The sequence below is a fragment of the Shewanella sp. ZOR0012 genome, assembly GCF_000798835.1.
In the GTDB taxonomy this organism is placed as follows: Bacteria; Pseudomonadota; Gammaproteobacteria; order Enterobacterales; family Shewanellaceae; genus Shewanella; species Shewanella xiamenensis.
Genome location: NZ_JTLE01000094.1, coordinates 4,452,795 through 4,471,690, shown reverse-complemented (window position 1 = coordinate 4,471,690; position 18,896 = coordinate 4,452,795). Strand labels below are relative to the sequence as shown.

Annotated in this window: 16 protein-coding genes and 1 pseudogene; 7 read left to right on the top strand and 10 right to left on the bottom strand. The window is 46.4% G+C overall.

Features of this window, described 5'->3' with window-relative positions; all coding sequences use genetic code 11:
• Nucleotides 1-2,106 (top strand): OsmC domain/YcaO domain-containing protein (locus L976_RS21255; protein WP_047540866.1); only part of this gene is annotated, 2,106 nt, incomplete at its 5' end.
• Nucleotides 2,107-2,228: 122 nt separating this feature from the next.
• On the opposite strand, the gene L976_RS21250 is transcribed toward L976_RS21255, so the two are convergent.
• The 3 genes from L976_RS21250 to L976_RS21240 form a co-directional block, all read right to left on the bottom strand.
• Nucleotides 2,229-3,467 (bottom strand): trypsin-like serine peptidase, encoded by a 1,239-nt coding sequence (locus L976_RS21250; protein ID WP_047539836.1) that lies wholly within the window; start codon nt 3,465-3,467, stop codon nt 2,229-2,231.
• The gene (locus tag L976_RS21245; RefSeq protein WP_047539835.1) at nt 3,451-3,867 is read right to left on the bottom strand and encodes a hypothetical protein; all 417 of its coding nucleotides are present in this window, start codon (nt 3,865-3,867) and stop codon (nt 3,451-3,453) included. The genes L976_RS21250 and L976_RS21245 overlap by 17 nt, the downstream gene beginning before the upstream one ends.
• A gap of 301 nt (nt 3,868-4,168) precedes the next feature.
• Nucleotides 4,169-5,077 (bottom strand): sensor domain-containing diguanylate cyclase, encoded by a 909-nt coding sequence (locus L976_RS21240; protein ID WP_047539832.1) that lies wholly within the window; start codon nt 5,075-5,077, stop codon nt 4,169-4,171.
• 276 nt (nt 5,078-5,353) lie between these two features.
• Here L976_RS21240 and L976_RS21235 point away from each other — a divergent pair, with 276 nt between their 5' ends.
• Complete coding sequence (locus tag L976_RS21235; protein ID WP_047539830.1) at nt 5,354-5,836, top strand: cupin domain-containing protein; 483 nt, start codon at nt 5,354-5,356, stop codon at nt 5,834-5,836.
• Nucleotides 5,837-5,930: 94 nt separating this feature from the next.
• On the opposite strand, the gene L976_RS21230 is transcribed toward L976_RS21235, so the two are convergent.
• Nucleotides 5,931-6,845 (bottom strand): alpha/beta hydrolase, encoded by a 915-nt coding sequence (locus tag L976_RS21230; protein ID WP_047539828.1) that lies wholly within the window; start codon nt 6,843-6,845, stop codon nt 5,931-5,933.
• A gap of 340 nt (nt 6,846-7,185) precedes the next feature.
• On the opposite strand from L976_RS21230, the gene L976_RS21225 reads away from it, so the two are divergent.
• On the top strand, nt 7,186-8,547 hold the full coding sequence (locus L976_RS21225) for an MATE family efflux transporter (protein ID WP_047539826.1): 1,362 nt from the start codon (nt 7,186-7,188) through the stop codon (nt 8,545-8,547).
• 27 nt (nt 8,548-8,574) lie between these two features.
• Here L976_RS21225 and L976_RS21220 read toward each other — a convergent pair whose 3' ends face one another.
• Together L976_RS21220 and L976_RS21215 are read right to left on the bottom strand one after the other, a co-directional pair.
• Complete coding sequence (locus L976_RS21220; RefSeq protein WP_047539824.1) at nt 8,575-9,180, bottom strand: DUF4274 domain-containing protein; 606 nt, start codon at nt 9,178-9,180, stop codon at nt 8,575-8,577.
• Nucleotides 9,181-9,259: 79 nt separating this feature from the next.
• Nucleotides 9,260-9,685 (bottom strand): CBS domain-containing protein, encoded by a 426-nt coding sequence (locus tag L976_RS21215; RefSeq protein WP_047540865.1) that lies wholly within the window; start codon nt 9,683-9,685, stop codon nt 9,260-9,262.
• 270 nt (nt 9,686-9,955) lie between these two features.
• Between L976_RS21215 and L976_RS21210 the strand changes: the two genes are divergently transcribed.
• Both L976_RS21210 and L976_RS21205 read left to right on the top strand, forming a co-directional pair.
• Complete coding sequence (locus L976_RS21210; RefSeq protein ID WP_047539822.1) at nt 9,956-11,722, top strand: alkaline phosphatase D family protein; 1,767 nt, start codon at nt 9,956-9,958, stop codon at nt 11,720-11,722.
• A gap of 333 nt (nt 11,723-12,055) precedes the next feature.
• Nucleotides 12,056-12,622 (top strand): phosphoribosyltransferase, encoded by a 567-nt coding sequence (locus L976_RS21205; RefSeq protein ID WP_011624046.1) that lies wholly within the window; start codon nt 12,056-12,058, stop codon nt 12,620-12,622.
• Between the two features lie 85 nt (nt 12,623-12,707).
• Here the strand turns inward: L976_RS21205 and L976_RS21200 are convergent.
• Nucleotides 12,708-13,971, bottom strand: a pseudogene (locus L976_RS21200) (glycerophosphodiester phosphodiesterase family protein).
• A gap of 352 nt (nt 13,972-14,323) precedes the next feature.
• On the opposite strand from L976_RS21200, the gene L976_RS21195 reads away from it, so the two are divergent.
• Complete coding sequence (locus L976_RS21195) at nt 14,324-14,629, top strand: DUF3622 domain-containing protein (RefSeq protein WP_047539820.1); 306 nt, start codon at nt 14,324-14,326, stop codon at nt 14,627-14,629.
• Nucleotides 14,630-14,772: 143 nt separating this feature from the next.
• Here L976_RS21195 and azu read toward each other — a convergent pair whose 3' ends face one another.
• From azu to rihA, 3 genes are all read right to left on the bottom strand, one after another.
• A complete protein-coding gene (azu, locus tag L976_RS21190) occupies nt 14,773-15,249 on the bottom strand; it encodes an azurin (RefSeq protein WP_047539818.1) in 477 nt (158 codons plus the stop codon).
• Between the two features lie 170 nt (nt 15,250-15,419).
• Nucleotides 15,420-16,331, bottom strand: a complete 912-nt coding sequence (gene rbsK / locus L976_RS21185; protein WP_047539816.1) for a ribokinase — start codon at nt 16,329-16,331, stop codon at nt 15,420-15,422.
• A gap of 18 nt (nt 16,332-16,349) precedes the next feature.
• Nucleotides 16,350-17,306: a pyrimidine-specific ribonucleoside hydrolase RihA gene (gene rihA, locus L976_RS21180; RefSeq protein ID WP_047539814.1), complete on the bottom strand. Its 957-nt coding sequence runs from the start codon at nt 17,304-17,306 to the stop codon at nt 16,350-16,352.
• A 204-nt stretch (nt 17,307-17,510) separates the two neighbouring features.
• On the opposite strand from rihA, the gene L976_RS21175 reads away from it, so the two are divergent.
• A complete protein-coding gene (locus tag L976_RS21175) occupies nt 17,511-18,842 on the top strand; it encodes a DUF3592 domain-containing protein (protein WP_047539812.1) in 1,332 nt (443 codons plus the stop codon).
• Nucleotides 18,843-18,896: the final 54 nt, after the last annotated feature.

Genomic DNA, 18,896 nt, shown 5'->3' with positions numbered 1-18,896 from the left:
ATCCGTTATAAGGGTGACGGCTCGGCGCCGAGCCCCTTCGACTACTTCTTAGCTTCTTCGGCATTGTGCGCCGCCTACTTTGTGAAGGTATATTGTAAATCCCGCGATATTCCGACGGACAATATCCGCCTATCGCAAAACAATATTGTCGATCCAGAAGATCGCTATAACCAGATTTTCCAGATCAATGTCGAATTGCCCGACTATATTTCGGATAAAGACCGCGAAGGTATTCTGCGCTCCATCGACCGCTGCACAGTGAAAAAAGTAGTGCAGACTGGCCCCGAATTTAGAATCGAAACCGTTGAAAACCTCGATGCCGACGCCAATGCTATGTTGATGGGTCATCCCGCCGGTGAGAGCAGTACCTATATTTTGGGCAAAGACTTACCGCTGGAGCAGACCATTGCCAATATGACGGCGATGCTCGCCGATTTGGGGATGAAGATTGAGATCTCCTCATGGCGCAACATCGTGCCCAATGTGTGGTCACTGCATATCCGCGATGCTGCATCGCCCATGTGTTTTACCAATGGTAAAGGCGCAACCAAAGAGAGCGCGCTGTGCTCGGCCCTCGGCGAATTTATCGAGCGGTTAAACAATAACTTCTTCTATAACGATCAATTCTTTGGGGTTGAGATCGCGAGTAGCGAGTTTGTGCATTACCCCAACGAAAAATGGTTTGCTTTAGAAGAGGACGATTCGCTGCCAGCAGGCCTGTTAGATGACTATTGCCTCGAGATTTACAATCCCGATGAGGAGCTTTGCGGCTCGCATCTTATCGACACCAACTCGGGCAATCGTGAACGTGGTATTTGTGCGATTCCTTATACCCGTAAATCCGATGGTGAGACGGTGTACTTTCCATCAAACCTGATTGAAAACCTGTTCTTAAGCAACGGCATGAGCGCGGGTAATAACCTGAAAGAAGCCGAAGTGCAGTGTCTCTCTGAGATATTCGAGCGCGCGGTGAAACGCCAAATTATCGAGCAGGAAATCGTCCTGCCAGACGTGCCTATGTCGGTGTTAGAAAAATACCCAAGCATTCTTGCGGGCATTAAGGGTTTAGAAGAACAAGGCTTCCCTGTGGTGGTGAAAGACGCCTCATTAGGCGGCCAATTCCCAGTCATGTGCGTGACGCTGATGAACCCGAAAACCGGCGGGGTATTCGCCTCCTTCGGCGCCCACCCAAGCTTTGAAGTGGCATTGGAGCGTAGCCTGACCGAATTACTCCAAGGTCGCAGCTTCGAAGGCCTAAACGATGTGCCAAAACCGACCTTTAATAGCATGGCGGTGAGCGAGCCTGAAAACTTTGTCGAGCACTTTATCGACTCAACGGGCGTGATCTCCTGGCGCTTCTTTAGCAGCAAGCATGACTATGAGTTCTGCGAATGGGATTTCTCTGGCACCAACGAAGAGGAAGCGGACCGCTTATTCGGCATTTTCGAAGATCTTGGTAAAGAGGTGTATGTTGCCGAATTTACCCAGTTAGGCGCATCGGCTTGCCGTATTTTAGTCCCTGATTACTCTGAGGTTTATCCAGTAGAAGACCTGATTTGGGACAACACCAACAAGGCGCTGGATTACCGTGAAGATATTCTGAATCTGCATTCTTTAAGCACTAAGCAATTGGTTAACCTTGTGAATCGCTTAGAAGAAAGTCAGCTGGATAACTACACCGATATTCGTACCCTGATTGGTATCGTCTTCGATGAAAATACCGTCTGGGGCAAGTTAACCATTATCGAACTTAAGATCCTGATTTATCTAGCACTCGGCGCACATGAAGAGGCGTTGGAATTAGTCGGTGAGTTCCTGCAATTTAACGACAATACTGTGAAGCGCAATCTGTTCTTCCAAGCCATGAGCGCGGTACTGGAAGTGACGCTGGATGAAGACCTTGAACTCGAAGACTTTAGCCATAACTTTACTCGCATGTTTGGCGCGGAAGTGATGGAACAAGTGGTTGGCAGCGTTACTGGTAAAATCCGTTTCAGCGGTTTAACTAAGACCAGTATGCAACTCGAAGGGATTGAACCGCACCTAAGACTTATCGAAAGCTATAAGAAACTGCACGCCGCCCGCAAGGCTAACGCGGTTAAGTAAGGCTCAACAGAGGCTTGCATCAAACTAACCTAAACAGTGTTGATGCAAGCCCCTAAATCGTAGTTCCTAGTTTGATGTTATAGGCCATCGTACAGTACTGTGTTTAATAAACGCAGCTTGTATTAAATACAGTATACTTTTAGAAAATAATCACCATAAAAAACACTTCCATTGCCAATATTTTTATATGGAATAGTATTTTTTTTAAAGTAATATGATTTGTTATTAACATCTAGCAATATATCATTGCCAAAATTGTAAGGTTTTCCTTCTAGATCTCTGATATGACTGTACCATATTCTAGATTGTATACTATTAAAAATTACGGATGTATTAACTGGTATTTTACTCTCAGAAACCATTCCCTGATTATTTTCTTCTGAATATACCATGGCAATAATTTCTTTTTTGCAAAGATTTTCAATATGCACATAAGTTCGAGGTGTTGTTTTAAATTTTACGGCGCTAAAATGTTTAATCGATTCAGTGCGATTCTTAATAATATTCTGAATATCCTGTATCATTTCAGTAGAAAAAAGAACCGCAGCACCTGATAGTCCATTATCCGATGAAGATGAAACTATCCCTAACACTCTATCTTTATCAGAATTCGGTGCCTTTATTAGTAATCCTGCACCACTAGAACCTGAGTAGATTTCACAGTCAAACTTCCCTATTAATGACTTGTGTTCTGTTAAGTGACATTGTTGATACCATAATGTATTACCACTTTTATCTGCTGGATAACTTAGTAAACTAACATTAGGTTTTTTAGTGGTTAACACATCTTCTGCTGCAATAGGGGAAACATATCCGTACTGCTTCCCTAAGCCATATCCTGTTTGGCTGTTTGTGACTTTTAGTATAGCTAAATCACTCGTATTTGGTTTGCGATTGAGTGAGACTAAACCATTTTTGAACTGTAAAATATCTTTATAATCAGTGGTTAAGTATTTTTTGTGAACCCAGCCTTTTTCAATAAACACTCTTGAACGAATTTGCTTTCCATCGCCAAGGTATTGTGGAATAAATTCTGCATTGAGCACACCTTCACCAGTCATATGGTCGATAATGCAGTGCGCCGCTGTCATAAGATAGTCATCAGCAATTAGAATACCCGTACATAGTGATTGAGTATCTTTGCTAAATCGATTCCTTGTAATGACCAGAATACCTACGCTTTGAGCTGGTAATACTTGATTGATATCTTTTATCTGTATTCTGGAGCTTATCGTTGAGCTTTTAACAGAATGTTCCGTAGAGTCGGCATGGAAACTACAAAGGAGTAGAATGAATAATGCTATATTTAGTAATCTCATTTTCTTATTTTTATTTATTATGTTTTTAGGATAGTTTTCCAATATCAGCTTGATAAATTGCCCATTCTTCTACTTCGCTTAGCTTTGTTTTTGCTGCTATCATTGCTATTGCAAAATTAATCGGTGCTAATAGATAAAAAATTATTCCACTTCCTAATATGTAACATCCTAAAATATGAGTTATTGCTCCGATTAGCCCTGTGGGGATACGATGCTCTGGTCTAAAGGTTCTTCCAACAAAGCGTGAAAACATGCCAATTACAGCTGGAGGCAAAATGCATAAAATCCAAATAGGTCCATTAACATTCATAAAAACAAATGATATATAAATTGCTAGCGCCGGAATGGTACCGACCAATGCGCCAAAAATAGCACCCATAGGTTTGCATTTTTTCATAACATTATTATATGCTGTTTTCATCTCTTCCTGAGAATATCTCATTATATTAGCCTTGTTTAAATTTTGAGTGTAAATATTTTTCTGTTGACTTGATTATGTATAAGCAATCATGTCGTCTAAGGTAAAATAGGGTTAATAATTGTAAATGAGTTTATTCACTCTATCAATTTATTAATCTTACAATAACTGGTTTTTTTGATATTTATCTTAAATGTTTTTGTATATTAGGCTTGTGTGAATTTGTTTTATTACAATGTGTTATGATTATAAGGTCATAAATTCTGGGGGTGATATGTTGCAAGGTGAACTCATATCAAGCTCTATACTATCCTATTGTCGGAAATTAAGCCGTATTGGCTATTACGCGATTCTTACCATTCCGCTTGGCCTGATAGAGCGCGGCATCGGCGCGTTTTAAGGTGTCTTCATAGGATTTATCGCTCGCCTCTATGGTGGCGACACCAATACTGACGGTGGCGAAGAGCCCTTTTACGGCGTGTTTTTGTAGTGCTTTGAAGCAGCAATCGCAGAGAAATTCTGCAAACACTATGGCTTGATCGTATTCAACGCCGGGCAGGGCGACGACAAACTCATCCCCACCAAAACGGTAGGCACTGTCGGTTTTGCGAAATTGCTGCTTGCAAGTGTCGGCCACAGCCATGATGACGTTATCACCCGCATGGTGACCAAGTTGATCGTTGATCAATTTTAGATTGTCCAGATCGAGCACTAAGATCGAGGCGGGAATGCGGTGCCGACTATAGGTATCGAACAGCAGGTTTAAATCGCGCTCTAATCGGCGACGGTTAAATAGTCCCGTGAGTTGGTCTGTATCGCTTAATTGCCGAAGCTGGACTTCAAGCTGATGGCGTTTGGAGATATTGCTGGCGACCCACAGCACCACGGGTTCATTATCGACGAGAAAATCTAATGCCTGAATGCGCCCTTCAAACCAAATAGGTTCGGTGGGGCCTTGTTCGGGTAAGCCTTTGATATCTTTGTTACTGAGCTCATATTCTTCGATGAGCAATTTACGGCTTATTAAAGCTTGTTCAATAATGCTGAGGTAATAATTGGCTTTTTCTTCGTTTAATACGTCACTGATATATAGGCCGACTAATCCACTACCATCATGGTAATAACGATCATCTTTACCGCCAAACACCGCAATATAACGGCCACTTTGGGAAAGGATAAACGCTGGATCGGGTAGGGCGTCCAGCACTAAAGCGATTTGCTCAACATTGATCATCAAATCTACTCCCTGACACATTTTATGTGTTCATTATCCTTGCTACTGCAAATGTCATTATTGGCAGTCATTTGGTTTTGAATTTAGCTTTTTTTGTGGGTATTCAAACCTTAAATTTGGGTTCAGCATTATTAACAATATGATGAATAGTCGACTAGCTTTATCAGTTTAGGTGGTTTTTGTGGTCAAATCCTCGATCTGCAAATAATTAGGGTTAATCCCATTTAGGTGAGAGTGTAAACTTTGGCGCATTAACATTTAAAACGAGGAAATGCCATGCACACGGCAGATGATTTTATTCAGTATTTAGCGCTTGAGCAGCATGTAGAAGGCGGATATTACCGTTCGTCTTATCGCTCCGATTCGGCCTTTGATCCGAGTCGTCAGCTGTGGAGCAGTATTTATTTCTTACTGCGAACGGGCGAAGTGTCGCATTTTCATCGACTCACGGCGGATGAGATGTGGTATTTCCATGCGGGTCAATCATTGACGATTTATATGATTTCTCCCGATGGCGAATTAACGACCGCGCAATTAGGGCTCGATTTAGCGGCGGGTGAGCGCCCACAGTTTTTAGTGCCTAAGGGCTGTATTTTTGGCTCGTCGATGAATCAAGATGGATTCTCGCTGGTGGGCTGCATGGTATCACCTGGCTTTACCTTCGATGACTTTGAGTTGTTTAGCCAAGAAGCCCTGTTGACCATGTATCCGCAGCATAAAGCAGTGATCCAAAAATTGAGTCGACCAGAGTCGAAATAACGTTGTGAGATCATTGCGTTATCATGCAATAGGTTATTCGTTGAATGGATTCAATTGCCGCATGCCCCGCATTAAGGCATGCGGCTTACTGAGGTTAAGAGCGAATAATGTGGGTTATCTGCACCATGGCATCCCTCGCCGATTGGCTGACGCCAGCGAGTTGGAAGAAGCCGTGGATCACCCCTAAATAGCGGCGGCAATGGGCATCGACGCCTGCCTCTAGTAGGTTACGGAATAGCTGCTCGCCCTCATCTAACAGGGGATCGAACTCGGCGGTAATAATGTGGGTTTCGGGTAAACCGGCTAAATCCTGGCTGCGCAGAGGGCTGGCTTCAACATCGGTTCTGGGGTGCCAGTCGAGGTACATATCAAAGCCCGTGAGCAGTGTGTCGCGGGTGATAATGTACTTGTCGCCATTGTCGATATAACTCTGGCTTTTGGCGGTCGCATCCAACATCGGATAGATAAGCACTTGTTTTTTAGGCAACCATTGCCCTTTGGCTTTTAACCGCAGGCAAGTGACTAAGGCTAAATGGCCGCCGGCACTGTCGCCCATCAGAGTGATATTGGTGTTATCGCCGCCCCATTGCTGGCAATGTTGCTGCACGAGATTGGCGGCATTGAAGGCATCGTCATGGGCTGCTGGGTACACATGCTCAGGGGCGAGACGATAGCTAACCGCCACCACTAATGCGCCGGAATCATTGGCAATTTTACGCAGTTGCTGATTATGAGTAGCGATGCCGCCACTAACAAAACAACCACCGTGATAGTAAATAACCACGGGTAAATTGTTATCCGCCGAGGGCTTAAACAGGGTTAATTCTATACCCTCAAGGGATAAGGTTTTAACTTCAAACACAGCCTCCGGCTCGCCAGCCAATACCGTGCTGGCAATATAACCTTGGCGACGTTCCTCAAGGCTTTGCTTGCGCACCGAAGGGCAACCTGCGGCGATAAACTCGCTCACCAATTGTTTAATTCCGTCTTCTAAATAGCGTTGGCTCATGTGCAGTTTCCCTGAATATATTCGGTGAGCGTTTATCGCCCCTTGTGGTCGGCAAAGTGTATCGACTCAATCTAGAAAAGGGTAGAGTGTCATGGGTGATTTGCAATTAACTCCATCTATTTCAGTTGATTGGCAGTTATTGATTAACGCTTATTGATTTGTCATTGCCGATGTATTGCGACTCCTATGTATTGAGCTTCGCCCAATGAATACGGTTGCAGGGGCAGGTTTTAGGTTTGATGAAGGATTGAGCACAATCTAAAAATGTAAGAAAATTACCGCTCGCCAGCCTTGGCGTGTTATTGCTATTTCACTTGTCTTCCAGCGGTAAGGATTGGACGTGGCCACATCAGCTAAAACCCTGCAACAACGCATGGGCATTGTCGCCCTCACTTGGCCGATTTTTATCGAAACCTTGCTGCAATCCTTACTCGGGATCAGCGATATTTTTATGCTGAGCCATTATTCCGATAATGCGGTTGCGGCGGTCGGACTCACTACCCAATTGATGTTTTTTATGATGGTGATGTCCATGATGGTCAGCACGGGCGCCAGCATTCTGATCAGCCAAAATAATGGTGCGGGGCGAACCCAACAGGCGACTGATATTGGTGTCGCCAGCGTGGCCTTAAGTTTAGGTTTAGCAGTGGTGATGGGCGCTGCGATGTTTTTCAGTGCCCACGGCATTATCGGTTTATTTGCGCTAGAGCCTAAGGTTGCGGGCTATGGTTACGATTATCTGCTGATCTGCGGCAGTTTAAGTATCGGGCTGGTGATGAACATCGCCTTTGCTGCCATCTTACGTAGTTACGGTTTTACCCGCTCGGCTATGTTGGTCACATTGAGCACGGGATTGATGAACGTGCTCGGTAACTATATTGCCCTCTATTCTCCCTTTGGTTTGCCGGTTTATGGAGTGACAGGGGTGGCGATTTCGACTGTGACCAGCCAGATGATTGGTGCCTTGATTATGCTGGCGGTGATCCGCAGTAAGCGTATTCCACTGCCAATGCAACGACTTAAGTTATTGCCGCGCACCACCTATTGGAGCGTGATGCGCATAGGTTTGCTCAATGCCGGCGAAATGCTGTCCTACAATGTGGCGCAGATGACCATCATCTATTTTATCAGCCAGATGGGCACGCTCTCGCTGACCGCCTATACCTATGGCTTGAATATCAGCCGTTTTATTTACTGTTTTGCGGTGGCGCTAGGGCAGGCGGCGCAAATTCAAACCGGTTACTACGTCGGTAAACAATGGTTTGATGAGATAACGCTGCGGGTGCAAAAGTATTGCTTAGTAGGCTTTATCGTCTCCCTTGCCATAGTGTTAACCTTTTATTGGCAGCGTTTTACCATTGTGGGTTGGTTGAGTGAAAACCCAGAAGTGATTGAACTTACTGCACTTCTGCTATTGGGCTCTATCGCGCTGGAAACCGGCCGAGTCTTTAATCTGGTGATTATTTCGGCATTAAAAGGCGCGGGGGATGTGGCGTTTCCGGTGCGCGTGGGCCTGTTTAGCATGTGGGGCATTGGCGTACTGTTAGCTTGGTTCTTTGGGCTGCAGTTAGGTTATGGTGTGCTGGCCGCTTGGCTTGCCGTTGCGGCCGATGAATGGGTGCGAGGCTTGATTATGGTGCACCGTTGGCGCTCGGGTCGCTGGCAGCGTTTTACGCGTATTCCGCCAGCAACCTCAGCTTAAATCGTTCTGATAATAAAAGGTCAACCCTTATTGGTTGCCCCATTTGCCCGATTTCAGCAGTTCATTTTTAAATTGCAGATACCTTGGGTGCCCTGCATCGGTTTCGATTTCCATTGTGCTGTAAGGGGCAAAAATAGCCCCTGGAATTTGGTATCCTTGCGCCAACACATCTTCTAATGAGGGCATAAAACATTCTTTAATCGGGTCAAAATGGATTTTATAACTGGCATAGCCGCGCTTAACAAAACGCTCGGTGATATCTGTAAATAGCTGTCCAAATTGGGTATAGAGTGTCTCCGGCGTGGAGTAATAAAAGCCTTGTCCGTACCAGTAGAGCAATAAGGCGGTACCCGCATCACAGAGTGGATGTTCGATAATAGCCCTGACCATATCGGGATCATGGTCATCCCAATTCAGGTTGCCCGCGACAAAATGCAATTCCTCCATACTTTGTAAGTCACTGATACAGGTGATTTGTGTCGCCGCTTTGCCAAAGTAGGCGCTGTATTCATGTAAAGCGTCATAATCGGGATCGGCGAGCAATTGGGCGAGGCGGTCATGGTTGGCAATACAGCCTAATTCGGCGCATTCATAGGCGCGGATAAATTGTTCTTGGGTTAATAACTTGGCCACGGGCGTCCTTGGGAGTGTTGAAATAAGCACACTCGCCAGCTCTGAGAGAGCTGGCGAGATATTGGGCGAGTATTAGAGGTTAAGCTTGCTGTTGCAGCAGGGTACGACAGAGCTTGATAAAGTCAGATGAGGTGACTATTCCCAATACTTTCTTATTGTTATCCACTACGGGTAAACAGCCGAGTTTATTGCCGATAAAGTATTCGACTACCACGGTTAAAGGTTCATCAGGGGTGAGAGATTGGCAATCTTTATCCATCACAGTGGCGATGGGGGTGTAACGTTCCTTGCGATCTAATGCGCCTTGGCCGTATTTATTCAACATAGACAATACGCTGGCGATCATCTTTTTGTGGGTAAGAATACCGACTAAGGTACCGTCGGTTTCAGAAATAACAGGTAAATGGCGCACGCCGCGGGTTTGCATTAAGTGGTGGGCATCTTTAAGGCTCGCACCATTGCTGATGCAGATGACCTCTGTGCTCATAATATCGCTGACTTTCATCCTATAAATTCCTTTTTTAACAATGCTCTGGTTTGACTCAGCATGAGCCAAAATCTGAGCGATTTGCCACTGATCCGATGTTAGCAGCTTAATCATAGCTTGTGCCAGTGCTGTACAAATAAAGTACGTCATCCAGTATAAGCTTATGAATTAAAAGAAATCATAAAAGGCTGACAAAGATGTCACAAATGTGTAACAGTGATGTCTCACAATCGGGGCCTCATTAGACCTCATACCAGTGAACCCTCATCTTAGAAAGGAATAATAATAATGAAACGAACCGTGACTCGTCGTGATTTTTTAGCCATGTCAGCCAAAGGTATTGGTGCCGCAGTGATTTCCTACGGCCTAATGGGGTGTAGTGACAGTAATGATGATAACTCTGTGCCCGCACAGTTTTTACATGGGGTTGCCAGTGGTGACCCCGCGCAGGATGCGGTGATCCTTTGGACCCGCGTGACGCCGGATTCTGCGGGGGATGTTAAAGTCAGCTGGCAAGTGGCTAGTGACGCGGCATTCTCCCAATTAGTGACGACTGGGGAGATGGTCACTAATGCTAATCGTGATTACACCGTTAAAGTTGATGCCCGCGGTTTACGTGCGGGACAAACCTATTTCTACCGCTTTATGACGGCTGATAAAACCTCTGTCGTGGGCAAAACCCGCACTTTACCCGAGGGAGAAGTGAGTTCAGTCAAGTTAGCCGTGATGTCCTGCGCTAACTTTCCTGCGGGTTATTTTAACGTATATGAACTGGCAGCGGCGCAGGATGATCTCGATGCCGTGGTGCATCTTGGGGATTATATTTACGAATATGCCCGTGGTGGTTATGCCAGCGAACATGCGGCAGAGCTTGGCCGTGAAGTGTTACCCGCCAATGAGCTACTAGCACTTAGCGATTATCGTACCCGTTACGCCCAATACCATACCGATGCCAGCCTGCAAAAACTGCATGCTAAAGTGCCTTTTATTACGGTATGGGACGACCACGAAGTAGCAAACGATACTTGGCGTGATGGCGCTGAGAATCATAACGAAGGCGAAGGGACTTTTGCGGCACGCAAAGAAGCGGCGTTGCAAGCTTACTTCGAGTGGCTGCCAATCCGTCCATGGCGCGAGGGCAACCATGAGGAGATTTACCGTAGCTTTAGTTACGGTAATCTAGTCGACTTACATATGCTCGATACGCGTGTGTTAGCCCGTGATAAGCAGCTCGACTATGCCGACTATATGGATGCCAGCACGGGCGTCTTCGATGGCGAGCGTTTCCGTGCTGATGTGACATCGACCTCGCGCACTATGTTAGGGTTGACCCAGTTGCTCTGGTTACAGGGCACCTTATTGCAAGCCACGGGTACTTGGCAGGTGTTGGGTCAGCAGATCCTCATGGGCAAAATGTCTCTACCTGCCGCGATTGCCACCCAGCAAATGAGCATTCCACAATACGCCATGCTTGGTGCGCTGGCGAAGTTAGCGGCCCGCGCAGCGGCAAATGATCTAACCCTAACGGTGGCGGAATTACAGTATTTACAGGCCAACCAAGCCTTGTTAACGCCAGAGGTGATTGCCCTGCTGCAACTACCATCTATTCCCTATAATTTGGATGCATGGGATGGTTATGCCTATGAAAGGGAAGTGATTTTAGGCACGGCTAAATCGAAAAATCACAACCTAGTGGTGATCGCGGGTGACACCCATAACGCGTGGGCGAATGAGCTTAAAGACGTCAACGGTAATAGTGTTGGGGTGGAGTTTGCCACAAGCTCAGTATCATCCCCTGGATTGGAATACTATTTAAATCTGCCTGTGGAGCAGATCCCCGCAACCGAGGCGGCAATTGTCGAGTTGGTGCCGGATCTGAAATACACCAACCTCAAAGATCGCGGTTTTATGACCTTAACCTTCACTAAGGAAGCGGTGCGTAGCGACTGGCATTATGTCAGCACGATTCTGGCGAAGGAGTTTGAAGAGTCGACCAGCCGTAGCTACAGCGCCATGACTAAGGTCGGTGAACATATTATCAACCCAGTGAGCTAACTTAAGCGCCAAACTTAAGCTCCATCCTTTGCGCTGAGCTTGTGCTCGTTCCTTGTTGGCCACCTTTGGGTGGCCTTTTTTTACGCGTTTTTGTTAGTTCCGTCCTAAAAATGCAAAATAAACCGCAGTTAATCTACAACTTATTACTATTACTGCAGCACGGTGGTTTTTTTTGGTATAAAATTCGCTCCCAAAATTCGGCGGCTGCCTACACTTGCTAGGACTCTTATAAAGAGAATGCTGTTCTCGTGTTTTGGACGCCGAACAGACCTTACTGGGTAAAAAGCTACGCTTTGCCGCCTAAAATCAATAATTAAGATGGGGATCGGTGTCATGTCAGAAAAATATTTCGTTACCGCACAGCAACTGCTCGAAGATTCATTTCTATTAGCTTCACAGGTTTATGAGAGTGGATTCCGTCCGCAGTTTATCGTGGGTATTTGGCGTGGCGGTGCTCCAATCGGGATCGCGGTACAAGAGTTTTTCGACTTTAAGAAGGTTGAAACCGACCATATCGCTGTGCGTACCTCGTCTTATTACGGTATTGGTACCGACAAGCAAAGCAAAGAAATCAAAGTACATGGTCTGCACTACATTGTTGAAAATGCCAATGCCAGCGATAGCTTACTGATTGTGGACGATGTGTTTGACTCTGGCCGCAGTATCCATGCGCTGAAGGAAAAGTTAAGCCAACTGATGCGCTTAAATATGCCGCAGGATATTCGTATCGCTTGCCCTTATTACAAGCCAAAGAATACCGCTGTGCCTTTAAAGCCTGATTACTATATCCATGCCTCTGAAGACTGGTTAGTGTTCCCACATGAAGTGACGGGTTTAACGCCGGAAGAAATTGCCGAAGGTAAGGGCGATTTAAAAAATATTCAGCATCTTTTTAAGTAAAAATGATGTGTTAATAAAAAGCGTTAGCAGTTTTTGCTAACGCTTTTTTATTTCTCGATTTTGAAATAGCGCCTATTTATTGGGTCTATAAATCCATGCAGTTGGCATAGTAAGTCACAGTCGCTGGCCAGTCCGAAAACACGCCAATCACGCCCACATCTTTAGCTAACACATCGAGTAGTTCGTAGGTATCGCCCTCATTATCAATGGCATCGGTAATACTTTGATAATAAAAGCCGCCACCATTTTTTAATAAACCAGAACGCTCCAGCGACCATGTGATGATCTTAAGTCCCGAGGCTTTAGCTGCCTTAGCGTATTCCGAGGGAATGATTTTTTTATCCGCATCTAAGGCGACTAAAACCCAGAGTGGCGGCGCGATAATTTCGACGCCTTGGGTCTTTAAATCCGCCATTGAGGGTGACCAAGTCGCTGAATTTTGCGGATCGAAGGCGTTGTTATAATCGTACCTGTCATCGAGAAATACTGCCTGTTTAGCAAATTCCGGCGCGTTGGCGACCCAATATTTAATGTCATCCAAAATAAAGGATTGAGGAAAGACCTGTGAGGCATCGACGCCTGCTGCGGTATATTCATCGAGCATCTTCTGGGCGTACTGCTGCTGAGTAAAACCATCGAAGGGCATAGCTACGCTCGCGGCTTTTAGCTCGGGTGTCATTTTTACACCGGCCTTTTTAAACATCTCAATGCTTTCGGCGTGGGTCATTAGGGTGCCATTGCCAGCATATAAATCCGTGCGCCACTTAGGCGTACCATTCATAAACTCCTCGACAGTGGTGGCCTTGGGATTCTCGCCCTCCATCTTACCCTTTAAGGTTTTAAACTCGGCAAGGGTGATATCACTGGTACAGCAGGTTGCTGTGGCGGCAATGCCATTGGCCGGATCGGCGGGCGTAAAAGGCACTGAGCATTTATTGGCTAGTTCTGGAATGGCCAAAATATTGGTCGTGCTGGCGAGATCGCACTGAGAGTGGCGGCAGACTAAGGCTTTATCGGCGGTAAAGGTCACATCACACTCGACGATACCCGCGCCGGAATCTATAGCCGCTTGGTAGGATTCTTTGGTGTGTTCAGGAAACTGCATCGCCGCGATGACCGATGGAAAACTCACTGCGATAAAAATGATCAGTGGTGCATTGTTCTAAGCGGGTTTTAAGTGTGCTGTCTTGCATCTGGCGCACCAGAAACAGCGGCCGCTCACCCACTTGGGCCGCAACCATTTGAGTGGTGGGTGCTGTGGTCTCGTTATCTTTAGTATCACTGTTGCAGCCAGCAAGCAGAGCTGTTGTGGCAAATAGCATGTAGCGTGTTATTGGAGAGGTTTTCATCATCTTTCCTAGATTGAGTTTTTGTGAATGGATTCACCTCAAACTCTAAAATGGCTAGATGACTAAATATGTTCAGTTTTATGATCAAAACAAGAAAAGTTACCGTTTGCCCGCCGCTTTTACGCTAGCTTGATACTGAGCTTAGGACTAAGATTAGGACGAAAAATCATCTAGCATGTCGCGTTACTTTTGGGATTATTACGGCTATTTGAAAGTGCTAAGCATGAAAATTTTCTCGCAAGCGATCTTTCTGTGCCGAAATCAAGTAAACTGCGCTCCTTTTGTTTTATGATGGCGTTTGTATCGCTTGATAAGACAAACGTGGCAAGCATCATTTAGGAAATAGAGCAGAATGAGCAAGGGTAAAAAATACGATTTTCGCGTCACTCAAGCTGAAAATGGTTGGAAGACGGAAATCACCCGTCGTATGACGTCGACTAAGACGGTTGTGTCGAAAAGCCATGATGGTTTTGCGACTGAGGCCGAGGCACAAGCTTGGGGTCAAGCCGAGCTGCAAGTGTTTTTAGGCACACTGGTTGAGCGTAATAAGCGTCGCTCAGAGAAACAAGCTAAGGCTAAATTAGCGGCTGCATTAGCAGCGGAAGCGGCAACTGGCGCCGATGATTTTGATGATGAAGACGAGTTCGGCGAAGAATAAATCGCAGAAGAAATCTCGGAACAAAAGTCTCGAAGGCAAGCAGGCTTGTGAGCCAATCTGCATTCAACAAAAAGCGGACCCAAGGTCCGCTTTTTGTTATGCCATCTTAAGGTATTCCCCTAAGTAGCTGTTAGGCAATGGGATTAGCCTTGAATTTTAAAGCTACCTTGCATAATCGCCCAGTGACCAGGGAAGCTGCAGAAGAATTGGTAAGCTTCAGTTGGGCTCATACCCGCAGTACTAAATTTTATCGAAGTAGATTCACCGCCACCCACTAACGCAGTGTGAGCAATAACACGGGTATCACCGGCTTTAACATAAGCTGCATCGGCACCAGCACTCATTCCATCGGTCGCAACGGCAGACATATCTGCGGCTTTAGTTAATACCCAGTTGTGGCCCATAGCGGCTTTGGGCAGGGTACCAGTGTGCGTTAGGGTCAGTGTGACTTCTTTACAGGTAGCAGGAACAGATAGCTCTTTAGTGTCAAATTGCATTGCGTCAGTTGCAGCAATCTTGAGTTCACATTCGTTAGCACTCGCTTGGCTGGCGACGAATAATCCTAGACCGAGTAGGCTTGCGCTAGTCATGTCACGGAAAGTGGTGCTTTTCGCTTTCATCTGGTACTTCCTTATTCTGAACAAGGTGGATCGAGCCGTTTGACTCGAGTATGCGCTGCTCAGCATAGGTTGAATTCATTAAATGGGAATGAATTCGGTATGTAAATTATGTATATACAACTTTTGATTGAAAGAGATTGAGTGCGACAATTTGCCGCACTCATCAGGCATTAACGCGGCACTTCGTTGCGGTAGGGAATGGCGCGTTGTGCGCCTTCACGGGTAACCGTAATCGCCGATGCCGCATTGGCAAAGCCGACGGCGGCGGCAATCGACATACCTTCACTTAAGCCGACAACCAGTGCACCGTTGAAGGTATCACCGGCGGCGACTGTATCTATGGCTCGTACTTCAAGTGCCGGAATTAGCCCGGTAAAGCCAGCGCTACTGATAAATGCGCCTTTGCTGCCTAAGGTGATCACTACCGTCGCAATCCCTTGTTGATGTAGCCATTGGGCGGCGAGTTTGGCATCTTCCTCATGCTTGACCTCTATACCCGTTAAGGCTTCGGCCTCGGTTTCATTGGGAGTAATAATGTCGACCCATTTGAGGTAGTCCAGCTCCTGAGTGGCTGCTGGCGCAGGATTAAGCACAGTGGTGATACCAAGACGTTTGGCTATTTGCAGCGCATTACTCACCGTCTCAGTGGGTGTTTCGAGTTGGATCAGCAGGTATTGCGCATTGGCAAACAGGGCGTAATGTTTTTCTAACTCGGCAGGGCTGAGGTGGGCATTAGCCCCAGCGGCAATCCCAATAGTGTTTTCGCCATTTTCAGCGATAAATATCATCGCTGTACCTGTACTCATATTGGCAACTTGAGTGATGCCATCGGCTTGTATTCCGTCCTTGAGCCAATTATTGCGCATTTCATTACCGATACCGTCTTGGCCTACATGGCAAATAAAATCCACGCGAGAATCTGGTAGACACAGGCGAGCGCAAGCGACGGCCTGATTTGCGCCCTTGCCACCATGTTCTAGCCGATAACTTCGGCTTTTTAGGGTTTGTCCGGGAGCGGGCAAATACTCAAAGTTCATGACATGATCGGCGTTGGCACTGCCGATAACAAGAATATGGCTCATGGAAGGTTCACCTTAGTGTCATCTGCGGTTGAGATACGTTGGAGTGTAGGCCGCTAAGCTGTCAACTAACAAGTCAACAAAGCCTTGTCTGTCGAGTCCAAACAGTACTGTGGCATTCGCAGGTTTAGCCGTAAGCTGATAGCGGTCGACTACCGTCATCCCCAGCGTTAATTCGCTCTGGGTTTCAATCTCTACTCGACAGTCTTGGGCATCAAACAGTTCAGGTTTGAGTAGCCAAGCAATAGTGCAGGGATCGTGCAGCGGCGCACCCACAAATTCCCATTTGGGATCCCTATGATAAATCATAAAGAAATCCAGTAACTCGGCGACACATTTAGCCACAGGGTTGGGAATCGCACGAATACGTTCGATATCTTCATCCATGATCTGTGCTTGATGTGTTACATCGAGGCCGCACATGGTAATGGGAATACCGGATTTAAACACGATATCGGCGGCTTCTGGGTCGACAAAAATATTAAACTCGGCGGCAGGCGTCCAATTGCCGACACCCGCAGCACCACCCATCAATACAATGCGTTCGATCTTGGCGTGTAACTCGGCGTGGCTTGCAAGTAATAGCGCGATATTGGTAAGTGGCCCTGTGGGAACCAGTGTCACGGGCTTATCACTTTGACGCAGCTGCTGCGCCATCAACTCAACTGCATTGATGCTTTGTGGCGTAAAGCTGGGTTCTGGTAATACTGGGCCGTCGAGTCCGGTTTCGCCGTGGACATTATCTGCAATGATTAACTCACGGCTTAAGGGTTTAACCGCTCCGCCCGCGACCGGAATATCACTGCGATTTAATAAGGTTAAGATCCGCAGGGCGTTATTAAGTGTTTTATCGGGGGTTTGGTTACCCGCGCTGGTGGTGACGGCGAGTGGAACGAGCTCTGGATGGGCGAGGGCTAAAATGAGCGCAATGGCGTCATCATGGCCAGGATCGCAATCCAGAATAATAGGACGAGTCATACTGTTACTCCTTTAAACAGCGCAATGGAGGCTTAGAATAGCACGCTAAAGCGTGAAGACAGTGAGTCTAATAGTGTCTTTACAATAAACTGTGAGCATTTTCTGATTTATCTTCATAAGCTGCTACAATAGCGCCCGCTTTAGGCACAATAAAGATAGATATTCAATGCCTTAAATATCATGGAATGATAAGGACGTTCTGGCGTGTTGGTGAATCCTAGTCAATTAACCTCGAGTACCTCCACTCGTTTTTTGGGGTGGTTAGAAATACTCTTAATCTGTATCCCTCTGCTGCTTTTTAGTTTTGCCGCCTTATTTCTGTGGGAAGGCGTGCAAAAGTGGTCGTTGGTCAATCAACTTGAAGAGCGTGGTGCTGTCGCCATTGGCCGGGTGATTGACACTGAGTATCGGAGTGAACGAGCTTCGAACGGCATGTCTCGCCAAAGATTGGTGTGTTTGGTGGAGTATCACACCGCCGAGGGCGAGGATATTCGTCAGTGGGATCTCGATGGTGTGGATTGCCGTGCAACTTATCAATTAGTCTCGCCGCAGGATGATACGCCGGGGGCATTAGTGCCCAACTATGCGCAAAGTGCTGTGAGCTACTTGCCTGATGCTCCAACACGGGCGAGCGCCAATCTTGAATTAACCCGCGATCGCGCCAAACTGGACGTTGGCTTTGGCGTCGCAGGCTTATTATTTGGCTTGTTTGTCGGTTATTTCTGCTTGAACTTATTCAGAATTCGTTGGGCTGAGTGTCGTTATGTGCCAATGGTCAAGCGTTTAGGACTGCAGCAGGATTACGCTGGGATTATCAATCTGCTTGAAACCTACAAGAGTCACCCCGCCGCGAATATTCTGGTATGGGAAGCAGCCGATCATATCGGCCATTGCCGTGAGTTATACCCGCGTTTTGTTGCCTTATTTGCCCAAATGCAATCTGTGCCAAGCAAAAAACAGTTAGAACCGATAGATGAATCCATTGTGATGATTAGCTTTTATCGCTTGAGTACCTTAGGGTTTCACGACTTGGCGCTCGCGATGTTAGCCCGTAGCAATCAAGCTTTGTCGGCAAGAACCTTGGCAACCTTTGTACTGATAACTCGCACTTATCAGCTCCCTTTGGCACTGACATTATCCACAGAAAAGCTCAAGGCATTGGAGGCACTTTGTTATGCCAAAGAGCTCAGTTTTGGCTTGGAGGATGAAAAACAATGCTGTGTCGACCTTGCTGCCCGCATCGAATATTTACTTTGGTTAGTTAAATGGGTACTCGATAATACCCATAGTGCGGTGGAGCAAACGGTTAGCCCCGTGCAAGCGCGGATCTTGGCGGCGTTTGGCCAGAGAATGGCGCTGCAAACACTCAGCCTCGACAGCGCTCAGGTGATTGATAAACATACACAAGTATTATTATCTCGGTTAGATGCGAGTCATGGTTTTCAGTGCGCATTGAGGCCGATAATGGAGTCATTATCGGATAACGTAGCGCAACATATTCAACAACTCACGTTTTCAGCAACGACAAGGAAATAAGTTATGCAGTCTTATTCAATTCCTCGCCCTTTGGCATTGGTAGCAGCCTTAATC